This is a genomic window from Kitasatospora sp. NPDC048296 (genome assembly GCF_043201815.1).
GTDB lineage: Bacteria > Actinomycetota > Actinomycetes > Streptomycetales > Streptomycetaceae > Kitasatospora.
The window spans coordinates 27,834-44,709 of sequence record NZ_JBICZB010000014.1; the positions used below are offsets into that span (position 1 = coordinate 27,834).

Here is a 16,876-nt window from a genome sequence, read left to right on the forward strand (position 1 = left end):
ATTACATGACAGAACGGTCACTTGCCGATCATGTTCTCAACTCCGGCGCTTTTCACACCTCGAACGCGCCCTGCCAGCCGGGTGACCGTCCGATGATCCGACCGGACGTCAACTCCCGCCGGGCGCGCACGGCATACGAACTACCGGTGGATCCGGCGGGTCCGCGTTCGCAGGTGGGGGTGTCGCTCGGGCCGGCGCTCCTGCCCGGTCGGGCCGAGCACGTACGTCCGATTGCGCCCGGCCCGGACCGTACGGCGGCGCTGCTTCGCCCCTCGGGAACGGCCCGGACCGCTGCCGGAGGCGCCCTCCACCGGCTGCGCCTGCGCCGTGGGCAGGAGCGCCGCCGCCCCGGCGGCGGCCGCCGAGCGCCGGTCGACCAGCCGGGCCTGGCGGCGGGCCAGCGCCCGGGCGGCGTGCGCGTCGAGGTGGGCGGAGGCCCGGGCGGCCATCCGCTCGGCGACCCGGTGGGCGGCCGGGTGGTTGGCGGACACCTTGTCGGGGGCACCGGCGATCAGGTCGAAGAGCCAGGTGCGGGCCCGGTCGGCGCGCCGGTGCAGCAGGCGCTCACGCCGCAGCGCACGCGCCCGGCGCCGGGAGCGCGGCTTGTACCGCCAGCGGGCCCACGGGCTGCTCGGACGGGCCAGCCGGATCGCGCCGATCCAGGACAGGCCGGGAATCATGATCCCGAGCAGACCGGTCCACATCTTGCCCTTGAGCAGGGAGATCACCGAGGCCAGCGCGTTCACCGAGATCACCGTGATCAGGCCCCACCGGGTCTCCTCGCCGGGCAGGGCGCCGAACGGCACGTACCCGATCAGCAGCAGGGCGGTGAACAGGATCCCGAAGATCACCGCGTCCACCGACTTGCGGCCCTGCTCGCTCCAGTACACGTCGTCCAGGTGCAGGATCAGCGCGAACTCGTCCAGCACCAGGCCGCAGCCGATGCCGAAGAGCAATCCGAACAAGTTGATCCACGGGGTCCCGCCGTGGGTCGCGAACACCCCGATGCCGCCGACCAGCAGGAAGCCCAGGCCGAACACCATGTGGTGGATGTGCAGGCCGCCCGGGGTGACGTTGCCGGGCCACCAGCGCACCTGGGCGCGGATCATCCGCACGCTGAAGCGGATGAAGACGAAGGAGGTGATGAAGCCGACCAGCAGCAGGAACAGCGGTTGCTTGTGCGCGTTGACGATGTGCTCGCGGTAGCCGTCCAGCAGTGTGGTCATGGGTCTTACCTTCGTTCCTGGTCCTGCGTCCTGCCCGCTGTGACATGGCCCGGGGCCCAACACGCCTCCAACGCCGGCCGACGTGCGATCAGAACCCCCGGGTGCGCTTCGCCGCCCGGCGCGGCACCGCCGGGTAGAGCGAGGGGAGCTCGGCGCCGACCGGCAGCTTCAGGAACAGCCGGGCGATCTCCCCACCGAGGTTCACCCCGACCGCCAGCGCCATCGCGATCGCCGCCGCCCGGAAGACCGACACCAGGCCGGTGCTGGAGTGCCCCTGGGCGAAGGCCAGCATCCCGAGGTAGAGCGCCGAACCCGGCATCAGCGGGCCGATCGCGGCGGTCACGTACGGCAGCGCCGAACCGTTGCGGTAGCGCGCCATCAGCTGGCCGAAGAGGCCGACCAGGCCGGCCGCCACGCCCGTCGCCGCGATCGGGTTGACACCCGCGTTGTAGACCAGCGCCCCGTAGCTGGCCCAGCCGATGCCGCTGTTGACGGTGACCAGGGCGAGGGTGCGGCGGTCGGTCTGCAGCAGCATCGCGAAGGCCAGGGTCAGCAGCATCGCGGCGACCATCTGGACCGGCGGGTAGCTGATGCCGGCCAGGCTCTCGTCCGGCTTCAGCTTCGCCTCGAAGCCGACCCCCAGGTAGAGGATCACCATCACGCCGATCACGATGCCCGCGACCAGGTAGACCACTTCCAGCAGGCGGGCCGCGGCGGTGATGTAGAAGCCGGTCAGACCGTCCTGGACGGCGGCGACCAGGGCGCGCCCGGGCAGCAGGGCGAACAGGCCACCGGTGATCACGACCGAACCGCGCAGGCCCCAGTCGTTGAAGGACAGGATGATGCCCGAGGCCGCGGCCGGCATCGCGGCCGCCACGAACTGGTAGAACTCCGGCAGCCGGCGCCGGGCCAGCGCGGAGGCCAGCCGGTCGCCGAGCACGGCCGCGACGAAGGCGCTGGCGAAGACCAGCCAGGCCTTGTCGTCGATCCGCCCGCCGACCAGGAAGGTCGCCGCGCCGGCCAGCAGACCGGTGGTCAGGGCGAGCAGCCAGGCCGGGTACGGGTGCCGGTTGCGGCGGATCAGGGCCAGCCGGCGGTAGGCGTCGTTGACCGTCACCTTCTCCGCGGTGATGTCGGCGACCAGCTCGTACACCGCGTTCAGCCGGGTGTAGTCGGAGGTGCGGCGGCGCACCACGCGGTCGGCGGTGACCGGCGGCTCGACCAGCGAGGGCTGGTACGAGATGCCGATCAGGGTGAAGGTCACCTGCGGCTCGCAGCGGTCCAGCCGGTAGGCGTGCGCGATGCCGAGCATCGCCGCCTCGACGTCCTCGGCGCCCTCACCGCTGGCCAGCAGCAGCTCGCCGATGCGCAGCGTCAGGTCGAGGATGCGCGGAACGTTGCGGGTGGTGCCGGCGGAGGGGTGCAGCTCACGGGCGGTCCGCTCGAAGGCGGGGCGCTCGGACATCGGGGTGCGCAGCAGGGTACGCATCCGGTCCGGCCAGGGCGCCTCGCCGGGGCCGCCCGGGGTGAGTTCGGGGATCGGGATGCCGGTGGGCGGGGTGTAGCCGGCGGCGCGCCACTCCTCGGGGGTGAGGGTGTCCTCGGCGACCGAGCGGCGGCGGGCCGGGCGTTCCGCCCCGGGGCGGGGATGCACGTCGACGGCGAGCTCGGGGTGCGGCTCGGCGCGTGGCGGCGGAGTCGGTTCCGGGGTCGGTTCCGGAGTCAGCAGGCCCTTGGTCTCGGGGACGGGCGGGGCGAGCGGGACGACGACGGTCGGCTCGACGGGCGGGGCGGGGTGGCCGAGCAGGCCCTCGGTGGGCGGTGCGTCGGCGGGGTGCACCGGCTTCGGCGGTGCCTGCCGCGCCTGACGGACCGCCCGGCCTCCCCTCGCCCGCTTGCCCGCACTCGGTCGGCCCCGCTTAGGCACTTCCACTCCTCGCCGCCCCTGGTGGCCGCCGGCCACCGTTCGATCTCGGGTTACACCTTGCCTGATCGAACAGCGTGACGCACATGTACGCGACGTCCCGTGACCTGCGCCGCGATCGCCTACCCGGCGCGATGGCGGGCGGCGGACGCCGTGCCGGAACGGCGGGCCCGGAGCAGTTCGATCGCCACCGGGATCACCGAGACCAGCACGATGCCGACCAGGATGGCCTCGATGTTGTCCCGGACGAAGGGGATCTGCCCGAGGAAGTAGCCGAGCACGGTGACGCCCCCGCCCCAGAGCACGCCGCCGACCACGTTGAACACCACGAAGCCGCGGTAGTTCATCCTGCTCACCCCGGCGACGATCGGGGTGAAGGTGCGGACGATCGGCACGAAGCGGGCCAGCACGATCGCCTTGGGGCCGTGCCGCTCGAAGAAGGCGGCGGCCTTCTCGACGTTCTCCTGCTTGAAGACCCGGGAGTCGGGGCGGCGGAACAGGCTCGGCCCGACCTTCCGGCCGAACAGGTAGCCGACCTGGTCGCCGGCGACCGCGGCCAGCACGATCAGCGCGCAGACCAGCCAGAGCGGCTGGTGCAGGTAGGTGCCGCCGGCCACCAGCAGGCCGGTGGTGAACAGCAGCGAGTCGCCGGGGAGGAAGAAGCCGATCAGCAGACCGGACTCGGCGAAGACGACGGCCAGGATGCCGATCAGGCCGAAGGCGGAGATCAGGTTGGTCGGATCGAGCCAGGAGGGGCCGAGGGCGAGGCTGGTCACGGTGCGGGCACTCCCGGGAGCGAGGCTTGGCAATGAAAGAGTAAAGCACTGACAAAGACTCGACTGCGGTTCGAATGGTTCCCCGGCGGAGGCGGGAGCACGAACGCCGGGGAACGCCGCCGGCCCCGGCGGTCAGTGGTGACCGTCGGGGCCGGGGTGTCCGGGGGAACGGGGGCTCAGAGCCCGTAGCGCTCGATGATCTCCGTGTGCCGGCCGAGGTCCGCCTCCGCCGCCTTGGCCAGGTCGAGCCAGGCGAGCGGGTGCTCCCAGCCGGCGGTGAGCCGGTGCAGCAGCGCGTCGGCCTCGGCGGCCGAGGCGGTAGGGGGCACCCCGAGCGCGGCGTAGATGCCGGGCAGCTGCTCCTCCTCGTCCTCGTCCGCCGGGTCGTGGACGCTGTACTGCTCTCCGCTGTACGCCCAGACCGCGTAGCCGCTCTCCCGCAGGTCGTCGCGCAGCGCGGCCCAGGCCTCGTCGCCAGGCCAGGCGCCGTCGATCCAGTAGGTGGTGTAGCCGGCCGGGTCGAGCGGGGCCAGCAGCTCGAACACCGGGCGCCAGCGCACCCGCTCCGCCTCGGGGACGTCCTCTCCCGGCGGCTGCTCCAGCAGGGCCGGGGCGAACACCACCACGTCGCCGTGGTTGAGCGTCAGGTCGTCGCCCAGCACCGGCAGGATGCGGGCGGTGGCCGGGCCGGTCCGGACGGCGGGCAGGTCGGCCGTCGCGCCGTTGGTACGGGTGGCACGGACCGTGACGAGCTGCCACTCCTCGTCGACCGGGCCCTCGGGCTCGTCGAACTCGATGCCGATCCGCGCGCCGGTGGAGCGGACCACGGGCCAGTCCCGGTTGGCGGTGGCCGCGGTGATCAGGTGCCAGAGGTCGGGCTCCTGGACCGTCCGGTGCAGCTGCTCCTCCCCGGCCTCCTCGGCCGGCAGGGCGTGCTCCAGCAGGTCCTGGTAGAGCCGCTGCGCGGTGGCGTGGTCGCCCAGCCGGGTGGCGGCGGTCGCGGCCAGCCGACGGGTGTTGATCCGGCTGTCGTCCAGCGCGAGGATCGCCTCGCACTGCTCCAGCACCTCGGCCCAGCGGCCCTCGGCGGCGGCCCAGCGGGCGCGGATCCAGTGCCCGTCGGACGGGCTGGTCACGGCCAGCCGCTCGGCGAGGCGGCGCACCCCCTCGGCGTCCGCGGCCTCGATCAGGGCCTGGCCGAGGGTGCCGGTCAGCTCCTCGCTGCCCGGGTCGGCCTCCAGCCGCCGCCACAGCAGGTCGGCGGCGGCCCGGGCGTGGCCGAGGCCGCCGAGCACGTTGGCCAGCAGGAGGGTCAGTTCGGTGGCGCCGGCCTGCTCACCCTGGTACCGGTCCAGGGCGACGGAGAGCAGGTCGGCGCCGGTCTCGTAGGACACCCGGGCCTCGGCCAGGTGCGCCGTCAGTTCGCCGGGCGGAACCGGCAGCTCGGACACCGGCAGTGCCTCGGCGGCCGCGCGCAGCGCGGCGACCTCCTCGGCCACGCCGTCGGCGCGAAGCAACTGGGTGAGCTTACGCTCCCCCGTCGCGGCGAGCGTGAGCGCCACCGTGCGGGCGCCGCGGGCGACGGCCAGCCGACCCGCCACCAGCAGCAGGTCCACGCACGGGCGGTGCGAGCCGGTGGCGTCCAGGTACCCGACCCAGTCGGCCAGCACGGCGCCCAGCTCGGCGTCGTTCTCCCAGGCGCCGGCCGCGACCAGCAGGGCGACCGTCTCCGCCCACGCCTGGCGCAGGTCGGCGTGGTGCCCGGCGGCCTCGCGGGAGGGCAGCAGCGGGAGCGCCTGCGCCGTCCGGCCGAGCGAGGCCAGCGCACGGGCCCGCAGCAGGCCGCCCCAGAGCCGGTCGCTCTCGTCGAGCTCGCGGCCCCGGGTGCGCTCGGCCTGTTCGGCGGTGTCGACCAGCGCGAGCACCTCCTCGTGCCGGCCCAGCCGGTGCAGGGTGCCGGCCCGGGCATGGTGGAAGTGCAGCGAGAGGCGCTCGCCGGCGGCCTGTATTCGGGCGGCCGCGGTGTCCAGGTGGCTGAGCGCCTCGGCCGGGCGGCCGTCGTCATCCAGCGTGTCGGCGTACTCGCGGGAGAGGCAGTCGAAGCAGGCGCGGGCGGGCTCGATCCGCTCCAGCGTCTCGGCGAGCACCTCCAGCCGCTGCGGCACGTAGCCGGGGCCGTCGACCCGGGCGTGGCAGATCGCGAAGTCCTGCACCACGCAGACCGACTGCGGGCAGCCGGCCGTCTCCTCGCGGTGGGCGAACTCCAGCAGCTCGACCGCCTCGGGCAGGGCCTGCTCGCCCTGGTGGCGCTTGTTCAGCAGGTTCTGCATCCGCCAGTGCCGCAGGTAGACCTCGACCCAGGGCAGGCCGAGCGCCCGGGCGGCGGCCACCGCCTCCGGGTAGACCGCGTCCAGCTGCTCGTTGCGGCCCTCGTTGGCGTGGCCGGGGAGCTCGTAGATGGCGTCGGCCAGCCGCCGGTGGCCGGCCTCGGCGAGCTGGCGGTGGGTGTCGTGGACCCAGGCCCAGATGTCGGTCGTCATGCGCGCTCCCCGTACGTCGTGCTGATCAGTTGTCTACCGCAGGCCACTGACAATCCGTCGGCCACGCCCGTCACGCCTCGCCCGAGAGCGCCCCGGGGCTGTCCGGGACGGACGGCAGGCCGGCCGGGACGGCGGCGGTCAGTGCGGAGACCGCGGTGCCGATGCCGGCCAGCGCGGCGCCGAGGTCCCCCTCGGCGGGGCCGGCCGAGGCGGAGGCCATGATCACCTTGAGCGAGCGGAGCAGCCCGGCCGCGGTGGCGCTGCCGGTGTGCCCGGTGCGGTAGGCGGTGAGCAGGTCCTGGACGGCCGGGCAGGCCAGGTTGAGGTAGAGCCGGGCCTTGGCCCCGCCGTCGGTGCGGGCGGTGAACGCCCGGGCCAGCCGCAGCGCGGCGGACGGGATCCGGGCGTCGGCCTGGTCGTCCTCGATCCGGGCCTTCAGCTCGGCCTCACGGTCCGGCACCAGGACCAGCGGCAGGCCGGGCGGGTCGAAGCGGGCCGGGACCAACTGCTCGCCCGGCTCGGCGAGCGCGCCGGCCAGCCAGGCCGACTCCTCGGGTGGCAGGGGGCGCTCCGGGTCGCGGAAGAGTTCGCGGTTGCCCCGCTCGCTGCCCAGCTCGACCAGCCGACAGCCGCGCAGCTGGGCGTAGCGGCGCAGGAACGGCAGGACGGCGTAGCGGTCGCCGCGGGCGATCGGCACCTGCATCGCCCGGTAGAGCATCTCCTCGAAGCCGCCGCCGCTGCCGAGCGCGACGTGCACCGCTCCGCCGCCGGCCGCGCGCAGGCCGCCGGCGGTGAGGTCGCCCTGCGAGGTGGGCACCGGGACGTCGTCGGCGAGCAGGGTGAACAGCCGCTCGTCGCAGAGCGCGGCGCCGAGCAGGTCCTGGCCGTGCCGGGTGAGGATACGGCGCCAGGCGGCGGGCCGCAGCCGGGCCGTCTCGTACAGGCCGTCCACGATGGCGTCGGCGAGGGCCTTCTGCAGCGCGCGGTAGTGCTCGTCGCGCTGGAGGTCCTCGCGGCTGGCGGTGGGGGTGAGCCGGCTGGACTCGACCACGCCGCCGATGAACCCGGCCCAGCTGGGCAGCAGGTCGCGGGCGTCCTCGGCGAGCAGCATGCCGCGCAGGTAGACGGCGAGGTCGCGGTTGTCGCTGCTGCCGTAGGTGCCGCCGTCCTGGACCCAGAGCAGGCCGATCGCGTCGGTGCCGCCCTCGGCGGCCCCTTCTTCCCGGACGGGCTGCACGGGGAAGGCGGTGAGCGGCTCGAACCGGCGGCCGAAGGCGGTGGCGAAGCGCATCCGCGCGGCGTGCTGGTCACCGTCGAGGTTCTGCCGCCAGGGCACCTGGACGGAGTTGACGGGCTCGGTGTCGTCGCCGACGTAGACCGGTATCGGCAGCAGCACGCAGTAGCGGCCCAGGACTTCGCGCAGCGCGTGTTCGTCGGCGAGGTGGGCGTGCCCGGCCTTGAGCGCCAGCTCGACCACGGTGCCCGGCTGCGGCCGGGCGGGGACCGGCTCGACCTGGTACTGCTCGCCGCCGCGGCTGCGGTAGCGGTGGCCGAGCCGCGGCTCGCGGTGCGAGGTGGTGGTGACGGTGACCTCGTCGGCGACCGAGAAGGCGGACAGGAAGCCCAGGCCGAAGGCGCCGATCAGCTCCTGGTTGCCGGTCAGTTCGCGCAGCATCCGGGTGTAGCCGGTGCCGACGGTGGCGAGGTAGGAGTGGATCTCGGGCTCGGTGAGGCCGGCCCCGGTGTCCTCGATGGCGACGGTCCGCCGGGTGGCGTCGGCACGCACCCGGATCAGCGGACGGTGGTCGCCGTCCGGGTCCTCCAGGAACCGGCGGGTGTGCGAGTCGTGGGCGTTCTGGACGAGTTCGCGCAGGGCGACCAGCGGGGTGGAGTAGAGGTGGGTGGCGAGGACGTTCACCAGGCCGCCGAGATCGACCTCGGTGGTGCGCAGGTCCTCGGCGGGGGTGGGCTCGGTCGGGGCACCTTCAGACATGGGTCCCCAGTGTGCCAGTGCGACAATCCGCCGACCATTTCTTTCCTCCTGACGGAATGACGGACGACGAGTCACGGAATGACGGACGACGAGTCGATGACGCATGACGGTCAACTCCGAATTGACCGATCCCCCACCATCGAGGGAAGTGCCACCCGTTTGGTGGAGTTTGTCCACGTCGCCGGGGGATGCTGATCGCGCGACGCCAGGCAACGGCGCCACGGAGCGGCCACTCCGGAGCGCGCCACTCTCGCACTTCCAGCTCAGGGAGACCAGCGTGTCCCGTATTCGCGCAGCCGCCGCCGTCACCGCCCTCGGGGCCTTCCTCCTCGTCGGCGTCGGCGCCGCCACCGCGCACGCCGACAACGGTGTCGGCGCGATCGACCACTCCAACGGCAGCGTCGTGAGCAACGTCGGCTCCGGCAACGTCATCGGCAGCGTCCACGGCAACGTGGTCAACACCCAGCAGACGGCCACCGGTTCCGGTGCGAGCAACCAGAACAACGGCCTCGTCGTGGCCGGCAACGGCGGGAACATCGGCGCCGTGCAGGGCAACGGGAACTTCGACGCCCGGGTCCACTACCCGCACGTCCTCCACTAGGCCGGCCGGCCCCGAACGGGCCGGGTGCCCGCCCCGCGCCGACGGGGTGGGTGCCCGGCCCGACCCGTGCGCCGGGTCGGCACCGGCCGCGCCGGGTCGGCCCCGGCGGGTCAGGACAGTCCCAGCACCGCCCGGCCGAGCCGCAGCAGACAGTCCCCGAGGTCCGGCCGGGTGCTGTGCGGACGGTTCCGCACCCCGTCGTTGACCAGCGCGAACAGCGCGTGCACCCGGATCCGGGCGTCCACCGCGTCGACCGTGGGGCTCACCTGCCGCAGCAGCTCGACCCAGGTGCGCAGGAAGTCCCGCCGGAAGTCCACCGCGGCCCGGCGGTCCGGCGGGGCCAGCCGCTCGGTCTCGCTGAGCATCGCGCCCAGGTAGTCGCCGTTGCGCAGCGCGAAGTCGACGTACGCGCCGAGCCCGGCCGTCAGCGCCGCCTCCGGTCCGGCGGCGGCCGCGATCGCGCCGTCCACCTCGTGCCGGAGCCGCTCGCGGCTGCCCACCAGGGAGGCGGCGAGCAGCTGCGCCTTGCTGTCGAAGTGCCGGTACACGCTGGGGCCGGATATGCCGACGGCGGCGCCGAGTTGGTCGGTGCTGACGTTGTCGAAGCCGCGCTGGTGGAACAGCCGGACGGCCGCCGCGAGCAGTTCCTCCCGGCGCGCCCGCGGCCTGGCCTCCGGCGCGGATGCGGGTGCGGGTGCGGGGACCGGGGCGGAGGCGGCCGCGGGGGCCGTCTCGGGGGCGGCGGCCGTACCGTCCAGGGACACCGTGAGGACGGCCGCGACCATCCCGCGCAGCAGCGCCTCGGCCCGACGGGGCTGCGGTGCGGCCGACTGGTAGGACAGCCCGGAGCAGGCCGAGAGCGCCGACCAGCAGAGCAACTCGGCGTCCGCCTCGGCCAGTTCGGGCCGCTCGGCGCGCAGCACGGCGGTCATCAGGGCGGCGTCGGCACGGAGTTCGCGCCGCAGCGCCGCCCGGCGGGCCGGCGGCAGCAGTCGGGCGTCGCGCTGCACCAGGGTGCCGAGCGGGCGGTGGCCGACCGCCACGGCGGCCAGCACGGCACCGAGTTCGGCGGTGGTGGCGGCCGCGCGCAGGCCGTCGGCAAGCGCGTCCAGGCCCAACCGGACGGCCCGGTCCAGCAGTTCGGGCTTGCCGCGGAAGTGCCGGTAGAGCGCGGGCGCGGTGATGCCGACCCCGGCGGCGACCTCGGTCATCGAGACCTGGTGGTAGCCGCTGCGGTGGAAGCGGTCGGCGGCCACCGCGAGGATCTGGGCGCGCCGACCGGGCGGCCGTCGGACCACCATGACGCACCTCCTCCGGGGGCTTCTTTGAACGCCGTCCAAAGGCTAGCAAGGATTCACTTGCCGCCCCTGTCCGCCCGGAATCCCGGGCCGGACAACTCTGGACAGTCGAAGCTACCCGGGATTAACTTGTCGGGCCACCACCTGGGCCGTTCCGCCGTGGCCGGTACTCCGGCCGGCACCGTCGAAGGGAGCGCCGCCGTGCGCCGCACCGTGTTCAACGAGGACCACGAGGCCTTCCGGGAGACCATCCGGGACTTCATCGCCAACGAGGTCGTCCCGGTCTACGAGAGCTGGGAGACCGACGGCCACCCGCCGCGCGACTTCTACCGCCAGCTCGGCGAACTCGGCATCTACGGCATCGAGGTGCCGGAGGAGTACGGCGGCGCGGGCGAGAGCGGATTCAAGTACCAGGCGGTGACCGCCGAGGAGACCGCCCGGGCGGGCGTGAGCTTCGGCTCCTCCGGCGTGCACACCGGGCTGGTGCTGCCGTACCTGCTGGAGTACGCGAACGAGGAGCAGAAGCGGCGCTGGCTGCCCGGCTTCGTCTCCGGCGACATCATGACCGCGATCGCGATGACCGAGCCGGGCGCCGGCTCCGACCTCGCGGGCATCACCACCACCGCGCGGCTCTCCGAGGACGGCACCCACTACGTCCTGAACGGCGCCAAGACCTTCATCACCGGCGGCGTGCTGGCCGACCTGGTCCTGGTGGTCTGCCGCACCTCGCCGTACGACCCGGAGAACCGCCGGGCCGGCCTGTCCATCCTGTGCGTGGACACCACGTCGCCGGGCTACACCGTCGGCCGCAAGCTGCAGAAGATCGGCCTGCGCACCTCGGACACCGCCGAGCTGGCGTTCAGCGACGTCAAGGTGCCGGTGGAGAACCTGCTCGGCGAGGAGGGCAGGGCCTTCTCCTACCTGACCCACAACCTGGTGCAGGAACGCCTCGCGATCGCCGTCAGCGCGTACGCGTCGGCCGCGGCGGCGGTGCGGTTCGCGGTGCAGTACGTCAAGGAGCGCAAGGTGTTCGGCAAGGCGGTGGCCGAGTTCCAGAACACCAAGTTCACCCTGGCCGACTGCGAGTCCCAGGTGATGGCGCAGCAGTCGATGGTGGACCGCGCGCTGGAGCTGTACCAGAACGGCGAGTTGAGCGTCGCGGACGCGGCCGCCGCGAAGCTGTTCTGCACCGAGTCGGCCTCCGTGGTCATCGACAAGTGCCTTCAGCTGCACGGCGGTTACGGCTACATCCTGGAGTACCCGATCGCCCGGCTCTACACCGACAACCGGGTGTTCCGGATCTACGGCGGCACCAGCGAGGTCATGCGCAGCATCGTCGCCAAGTCGCTGGGACTGTAGGCGCGCTGCAGGAGCACTGGAGGATTTCCAAGCTGCGGCGGGCCGTACCCCCATGACGGCCCGCCGCGCCCGTCCCGTACGGGCGGACGCGCCCGGCTTGGCGAGCAGGCCCAGCTGGGCGAGCCGGCTCAGTTGGGCGAGCCGTGCTCCGCGCGCCAGGCCTCCCAGCCGGCCGCGGAGGCCACCCTGGCCTCGCGCAGGGCCCGCTGGGCGAGTGCGGTCGGCGGGGTCTCCAGGCTGCGCACCCAGTTGCGGCCGGCGGTGAGCAGCGCCGCGCACACCATCGCCGCCCCGGCCGCGCCGAGCATCGAGCCGATGCCCGTGAGCACCAGGCCGCCGGCCAGCATCGAGCGGCTGACCTGGACCCCGCTCAGGATTCTCTCGTTGGTCGCCATGCCTCCACGATGGGGGCAGTCGGCGGGGGCTGCACCTCGGGCGACCCGCTCCGGGCCCCTCCGGGTGCGCTTCGACAGCGCGTCCGCGACCCTGGGCACGGGGTGAGGAGGAGCGATGCCCGATCTCGAACAGCTCGCCGTGGAGCACGCGGCCCTGGCGGCCGAGAGCCCGCACGGCCGCAGCGCCCACCTGGTGCTGCACGACGGCGTGCTGCGGCAGACCGTGATCGCGCTGACCGCCGGCACCGCGCTGGACGAGCACACCCCGCCCACCGCCGGAAGCGTCCAGGTGCTGCGCGGCCGGGTCTCGCTGACCATCGCCGGGCGGCGGACGGAACTGTCCGTCGGCGAGCTGGAACCCGTCCCGCAGGAGCGGCACGGGCTGCTCGCCCACGTCGACTCGGTGGTGCTGCTGACGGCCGTCACCGCGTGACGGCGGCCGCCGTCAGCCCGCGGTGGTGCCCAGTACGCTGCCGCTGACCAGCCGCAGCCCGCGCAGGAACTCCTGCCCGCTGGGTACCAGTTCGGGCGCGGCCAGCCACTGGGCGACGTACCCGGCCAGCAGGATCTGGTAGAAGGCGCCGCGGGCGAGCTCCTCCTCGGTGTCCGGCACCTCGGGCAACCCCTGGAACAGCGCGGCGAGCCCGAGCCGCCCCTCCTTCTGTGCCTCCGCGAGGGCCTGCGCGAGCTCAGGCTCGTGACCGGCCTGGGCGAGCGCCTCGAACTGGGCCGCCCAGAGCCCGCGGTGCTCGGCGAAGACGCCCTTGAGCCCCTCCCAGGCGGCGGCGAAGCGTTCCTCCGGGTCGCCGGAGCTCTGGTTGGCGGCGACGACCACCGCCCCCAGGGCCTGCCCCAGTTCACCGATCGCCTCGATCATCGCGGCGTTGAGCAGGGCGTCCTTCGAGCCGAAGTGGTAGCCGATCGCGGCCAGGCTGACGCCCGAGGCGCTCGCGATGTCGCGGGCCGTGGTGCGCCCGTAGCCCTTCTCGTACAGGCAGCGCTTGGCGCCGGCCATCAGGTCTTCGCGGTTTCCCATGCCCTTGATCCTACGGAAGGACTGCACAGATGTCTTGCACGCACGTCTAGGACAATCGATTTACACATACGTACTAGACAAGCGTCTGGCACGTCCGTACCATCTTCCCCATGACCGCAACCACCGGCCGCGCAGGCCGCCGCGAATGGATCGGCCTGGCCGTCCTCCTGCTCCCCACGCTCGTCCTGTCCATGGACATGGGCGTGCTGTTCTTCGCCGTCCCGTACATCTCCACCACGCTGGCGCCCAGCGGCACCCAGCAGCTGTGGATCATGGACATGTACTCGTTCCTGCTGGCCGGGCTGCTCATCACGATGGGCGCGCTGGGCGACCGGATCGGCCGCCGCCGGCTGCTGGTGATCGGCGCCGCCGGCTTCACCGGCGCCTCGCTGCTGGCCGCCTGGTCCGGCAGCGCCGAACAGCTGATCGCCGCCCGCGCCGTGCTCGGCGCCGCCGGGGCCACCGTGATGCCCTCGACCCTCGCGCTGATCCGCAACATGTTCCACGACCCCAAGCAGCGGCAGATCGCCCTCGGCGCCTGGGGCGGCATGCTCACCGCCGGAGCCACCCTCGGCCCGGTCGCGGGCGGCCTGCTGCTCGACCACTTCTGGTGGGGCTCGGCCTTCCTGCTCGCCGTCCCGGTCATGGTCCTGGTCCTGCTGACCGCACCCGTCCTGCTCCCCGAGTACCGCACCGCCGCCCGCACCGGCCGCTTCGACCTGCCCGGCGCCGTGCTCTCCCTCGCCGCGATCCTGCCGCTGGTCTACGGGATCAAGACCCTCGCCGTGGACGGCTGGAGCCTGCCGCCCGCGCTCGCCGTCGTCGCCGGGCTGCTGATCGCCGCCGCGTTCGTCCGGCGCCAGCGCACCGCCGCCAGCCCGCTGATCGACCTGAGCCTGTTCCGGATCCGCACCTTCAGCGGGGCGATCAGCGTCAACACCCTCGCGATGTTCGCGATGATGGGCTTCGCCCTCTTCACCTCGCAGTACCTGCAACTGGTCAAGGGCATGAGCCCGTTCACCGCCTCGCTCTGGTCACTGGTGCCGAGCGTCGGCGTCGGCGCGGCGATCGGGATCAGCTCCGCGCTGGCCGGCAAGGTCCGCCCGGCGGCGCTGATGGGCGGCGGCTTCCTGGTCGGCGCGGCCGGGTTCGCGATGATGACCCAGGTCGGCGCGCACTCGCCGCTGGCGCTGATCCTCACCGCGGCGGGCGTGCTGGCCGCGGGCACGGTCGGGACCATGACGATGACCGCCGAGATGGTCGTCTCCGCCGCTCCCGTCGAGCAGGCCGGCGCCGCCTCCGCCACCTCCGAGACCGCCGTCGAACTCGGCAGCTCGCTCGGCATCGCCCTGCTCGGCGCGGCGGGCGCCGCGGTCTACCGCCACCAGCTGGACGGCGCCCTCCCGACGGGCGTCGGCGGCCAGGCCGCCGACACGGCCCGGGACACCCTCGGCGGCGCGGTCGCCGTCGCGGCCCACCTGCCCGGACAGCTCGGCACGGACCTGCTGGAGACCGCCCGCAACGCCTTCACCGACGGCCTGCACGTCGCCGCCGTCGTCGGTCTCCTCTTCGCGCTCGGCGCCGCCCTCCTCGCCCACCGCCTCCTCCGCCACCTCCCGGCCGCCACCCCGGCCCCCGCCCCCGAGGCGGTTGCCGCCTGACCCACCCGACGGCCCCGGCCCACGCGAGTCATCGAGAGCCCCCGCCCATCCCGGGCGGGGGCTCTCCGCCATCCGGGGGCAACCTCACCCCTGCGGCGCAGGCGCAGGGGTGAGGAGAGGGCCGGGGCGGCGGGCGGGCTCGGGATCGCCTCGGAGGCGGGTGGGGAAAGGCCCGGCGCCGGGGTGGGTGGGCGTGTCAGGGTGGGGTCATGGCGACTGGTCACGGGCGGGTGCGCGGGAGTTACGACGCGGTGGCGGAGGAGTACCTGGGGCGGATCGGGGGCGAGCTGGCGTACAAGGTGGTGGACCGGGCACTGCTCGGGGTGGTCGTGGAGGAGGCGGCCGGCGGGGTGGTCGCCGACCTGGGATGCGGGCCGGGGCACGTGGCGGGGTGGCTGGCCGAGCAGGGGGCCGGGGTGGTGGGCGTCGACCTGTCGCCCCGGATGGTCGAGCTGGCCCGGCGGGAGCAGCCGAAGGCGGAGTTCCGCACCGGCGACCTGCTGGCGCTGCCGGCCGCCGACGGGGAGTTCGCGGCCGCGGTGGCGCTGTACTCGGTGATCCACCTGGAGCCGGAGGAGCTGCTGCCCGCCTTCGTCGAGATGTGGCGGGTGCTGCGGCCCGGCGGGGTGCTGCTGGTCTCCTTCCACCTGGGCGACGAGGTGCGGCGGATGGAGGAGTGGTGGGGTCACCGGGTCGACGTGGACTTCCACTTCCGGGGGACCGACGCCGTCGCCGCCCGCCTCGCCGAGGCCGGGTTCGCCGTCGAGGCGCGACTGGAGCGGGAGGGCCTGCCCGAGGAGGCGCCCACCCGGCGTGGCTACCTGTTGGCGCGGCGCCCGCGGTGACCGGCCGATGACCGTCCACCCGGGGGTGGACGCCGGAGCTTCCACCCCCGGGTGCGTGCCGTGGCGGGCCGGCCGGAGGACCGTGAAGGGGTGACCACGACCGTCAGGAGCCTTCATGTCCCTGCCGTCCCTCCTCTCCGTGCTCGGCCTCGCCTGCTGGATCGGCTACGAGCTGTTGCTGCGCCGCCGCGAGGACGCCGCCACCGGTAGCTGGCGCGCGGACGACCGCGACCGCGGCTCGACCCGGCTGCTGATCGGCTGCTACCTCGCGTCGGCCCTGGTCGTGGTGCTGTTCAGCCGCGCCTCGATCGGCGAACTGCCCACCTGGGCAGGCTGGTTCGGGGTCGCCCTGATCGCCGCCGGGCTGGCGCTGCGGGCCTGGGGCATGCGCACCCTGGGCCGCTACTACACCCGTACCCTGCGCACCGTGGACACCCAGCACGTCGTCCGCACCGGCCCGTACCGGTTGATCCGACACCCCGGCTACGCCGGCAGCCTGCTGGTCTGGGGCGGCTACGCGCTCGGTACGGCGGGCTGGGCGGCGGCCCTGGTGGTCGTCACACTGCTGCTCGGCGCGTACGGTTGGCGGATCGCCGCCGAGGAGCGGCTGCTGTTGTCGGCCTTCGGCCCGGCGTACGCGCAGTACCGTACGGTCTCGAAGCGGCTGGTGCCGTTCGTCTACTGATCGCACCGGCGCCGGTACGGATGTGAGCCGGCACACCGAACCGCCCGGGACACGACCGCCCACACCCATGATCCGCTTGAACGGCACCCGGTTTTTGGCCAGCGTTTCCCGGCCGGTGTATCCGTTCGCCGTCAGGTCCAGGCATACTGGCGAGCATGGGCGCTAGCGCCCCCCGTGACTCTAGACAAGAAGGGACCGGTGGCCAGGGATGCTGCGGAACGGTCTTGAGCCCTGGCACATCTTCGTGGTGCTGGCGGTCGTCATCCTGCTGTTCGGGTCGAAGAAGCTGCCGGAGATGGCGCGCGGCCTCGGCAAGTCGATGCGCATCCTGAAGGCGGAGACGAAGGCGATGCGCGAGGAGGACCCCTCGGCGGAGGCCGGCACCGCCCAGAGCACGGCCGCCCCGCAGCAGCCCGCCGACCGTCCGGCCGTCACGCCGACCAACGTGACCAAGGCCACCGAGGCGACGCGCCCCGAGACGACCGCCTGAGTCGCACAAGCTCCCGTCGAGCCCCTGGTGGATCCCCACCAGGGGCT

Annotated in this window: 15 protein-coding genes; 7 read left to right on the forward strand and 8 right to left on the reverse strand. The window is 73.6% G+C overall.

The annotated features are described in order from the left end of the window. Positions 1 to 140: 140 nt before the first annotated feature. From ACGF12_RS11405 to ACGF12_RS11425, 5 genes are all read right to left on the reverse strand, one after another. A complete protein-coding gene (locus ACGF12_RS11405; protein WP_393028066.1) occupies positions 141 to 1,226 on the reverse strand; it encodes a hypothetical protein in 1,086 nt (361 codons plus the stop codon). An 88-nt stretch (positions 1,227 to 1,314) separates the two neighbouring features. Continuing rightward, the gene (locus ACGF12_RS11410) at positions 1,315 to 3,066 is read right to left on the reverse strand and encodes a threonine/serine exporter ThrE family protein (RefSeq protein ID WP_393028067.1); all 1,752 of its coding nucleotides are present in this window, start codon (positions 3,064 to 3,066) and stop codon (positions 1,315 to 1,317) included. 206 nt (positions 3,067 to 3,272) lie between these two features. Then, positions 3,273 to 3,926, reverse strand: coding sequence for a DedA family protein (locus ACGF12_RS11415; RefSeq protein ID WP_387619753.1), 654 nt, complete (start codon positions 3,924 to 3,926; stop codon positions 3,273 to 3,275). 176 nt (positions 3,927 to 4,102) lie between these two features. Continuing rightward, positions 4,103 to 6,466 (reverse strand): tetratricopeptide repeat protein, encoded by a 2,364-nt coding sequence (locus tag ACGF12_RS11420; protein ID WP_393028068.1) that lies wholly within the window; start codon positions 6,464 to 6,466, stop codon positions 4,103 to 4,105. Positions 6,467 to 6,536: 70 nt separating this feature from the next. Next, positions 6,537 to 8,459: an ATP-binding protein gene (locus ACGF12_RS11425; protein ID WP_393028069.1), complete on the reverse strand. Its 1,923-nt coding sequence runs from the start codon at positions 8,457 to 8,459 to the stop codon at positions 6,537 to 6,539. Positions 8,460 to 8,736: 277 nt separating this feature from the next. Here ACGF12_RS11425 and ACGF12_RS11430 point away from each other — a divergent pair, with 277 nt between their 5' ends. Next, positions 8,737 to 9,060, forward strand: coding sequence for a hypothetical protein (locus ACGF12_RS11430; protein WP_393028070.1), 324 nt, complete (start codon positions 8,737 to 8,739; stop codon positions 9,058 to 9,060). Between the two features lie 110 nt (positions 9,061 to 9,170). Here the strand turns inward: ACGF12_RS11430 and ACGF12_RS11435 are convergent, their stop codons facing one another. Then, a complete protein-coding gene (locus ACGF12_RS11435) occupies positions 9,171 to 10,361 on the reverse strand; it encodes a TetR/AcrR family transcriptional regulator (RefSeq protein ID WP_393028071.1) in 1,191 nt (396 codons plus the stop codon). A 198-nt stretch (positions 10,362 to 10,559) separates the two neighbouring features. On the opposite strand from ACGF12_RS11435, the gene ACGF12_RS11440 reads away from it, so the two are divergent. Then, entirely contained in the window at positions 10,560 to 11,717 is a 1,158-nt protein-coding gene (locus ACGF12_RS11440; protein ID WP_393028072.1) for an acyl-CoA dehydrogenase family protein, read from the forward strand. 128 nt (positions 11,718 to 11,845) lie between these two features. Here ACGF12_RS11440 and ACGF12_RS11445 read toward each other — a convergent pair whose 3' ends face one another. Continuing rightward, positions 11,846 to 12,112: a hypothetical protein gene (locus tag ACGF12_RS11445; protein WP_393028073.1), complete on the reverse strand. Its 267-nt coding sequence runs from the start codon at positions 12,110 to 12,112 to the stop codon at positions 11,846 to 11,848. A 115-nt stretch (positions 12,113 to 12,227) separates the two neighbouring features. Between ACGF12_RS11445 and ACGF12_RS11450 the strand changes: the two genes are divergently transcribed. Further along, positions 12,228 to 12,545 carry a cupin gene (locus ACGF12_RS11450; RefSeq protein WP_393028074.1) on the forward strand — a complete coding sequence of 106 codons (318 nt, stop codon included), beginning with the start codon at positions 12,228 to 12,230 and terminating at the stop codon, positions 12,543 to 12,545. A 12-nt stretch (positions 12,546 to 12,557) separates the two neighbouring features. Here the strand turns inward: ACGF12_RS11450 and ACGF12_RS11455 are convergent, their stop codons facing one another. Then, a complete protein-coding gene (locus ACGF12_RS11455; protein WP_393028075.1) occupies positions 12,558 to 13,148 on the reverse strand; it encodes a TetR/AcrR family transcriptional regulator in 591 nt (196 codons plus the stop codon). 110 nt (positions 13,149 to 13,258) lie between these two features. On the opposite strand from ACGF12_RS11455, the gene ACGF12_RS11460 reads away from it, so the two are divergent. From ACGF12_RS11460 to tatA, 4 genes are all read left to right on the forward strand, one after another. After that, positions 13,259 to 14,809 carry an MFS transporter gene (locus ACGF12_RS11460; protein ID WP_393028076.1) on the forward strand — a complete coding sequence of 517 codons (1,551 nt, stop codon included), beginning with the start codon at positions 13,259 to 13,261 and terminating at the stop codon, positions 14,807 to 14,809. A gap of 209 nt (positions 14,810 to 15,018) precedes the next feature. Continuing rightward, positions 15,019 to 15,654, forward strand: coding sequence for a class I SAM-dependent methyltransferase (locus tag ACGF12_RS11465; RefSeq protein ID WP_393028077.1), 636 nt, complete (start codon positions 15,019 to 15,021; stop codon positions 15,652 to 15,654). Positions 15,655 to 15,769: 115 nt separating this feature from the next. Beyond that, positions 15,770 to 16,339 (forward strand): methyltransferase family protein, encoded by a 570-nt coding sequence (locus ACGF12_RS11470; protein ID WP_393028078.1) that lies wholly within the window; start codon positions 15,770 to 15,772, stop codon positions 16,337 to 16,339. Positions 16,340 to 16,547: 208 nt separating this feature from the next. Further along, positions 16,548 to 16,829 (forward strand): Sec-independent protein translocase subunit TatA, encoded by a 282-nt coding sequence (gene tatA / locus ACGF12_RS11475; protein WP_393028079.1) that lies wholly within the window; start codon positions 16,548 to 16,550, stop codon positions 16,827 to 16,829. Positions 16,830 to 16,876 lie beyond the last annotated feature (47 nt).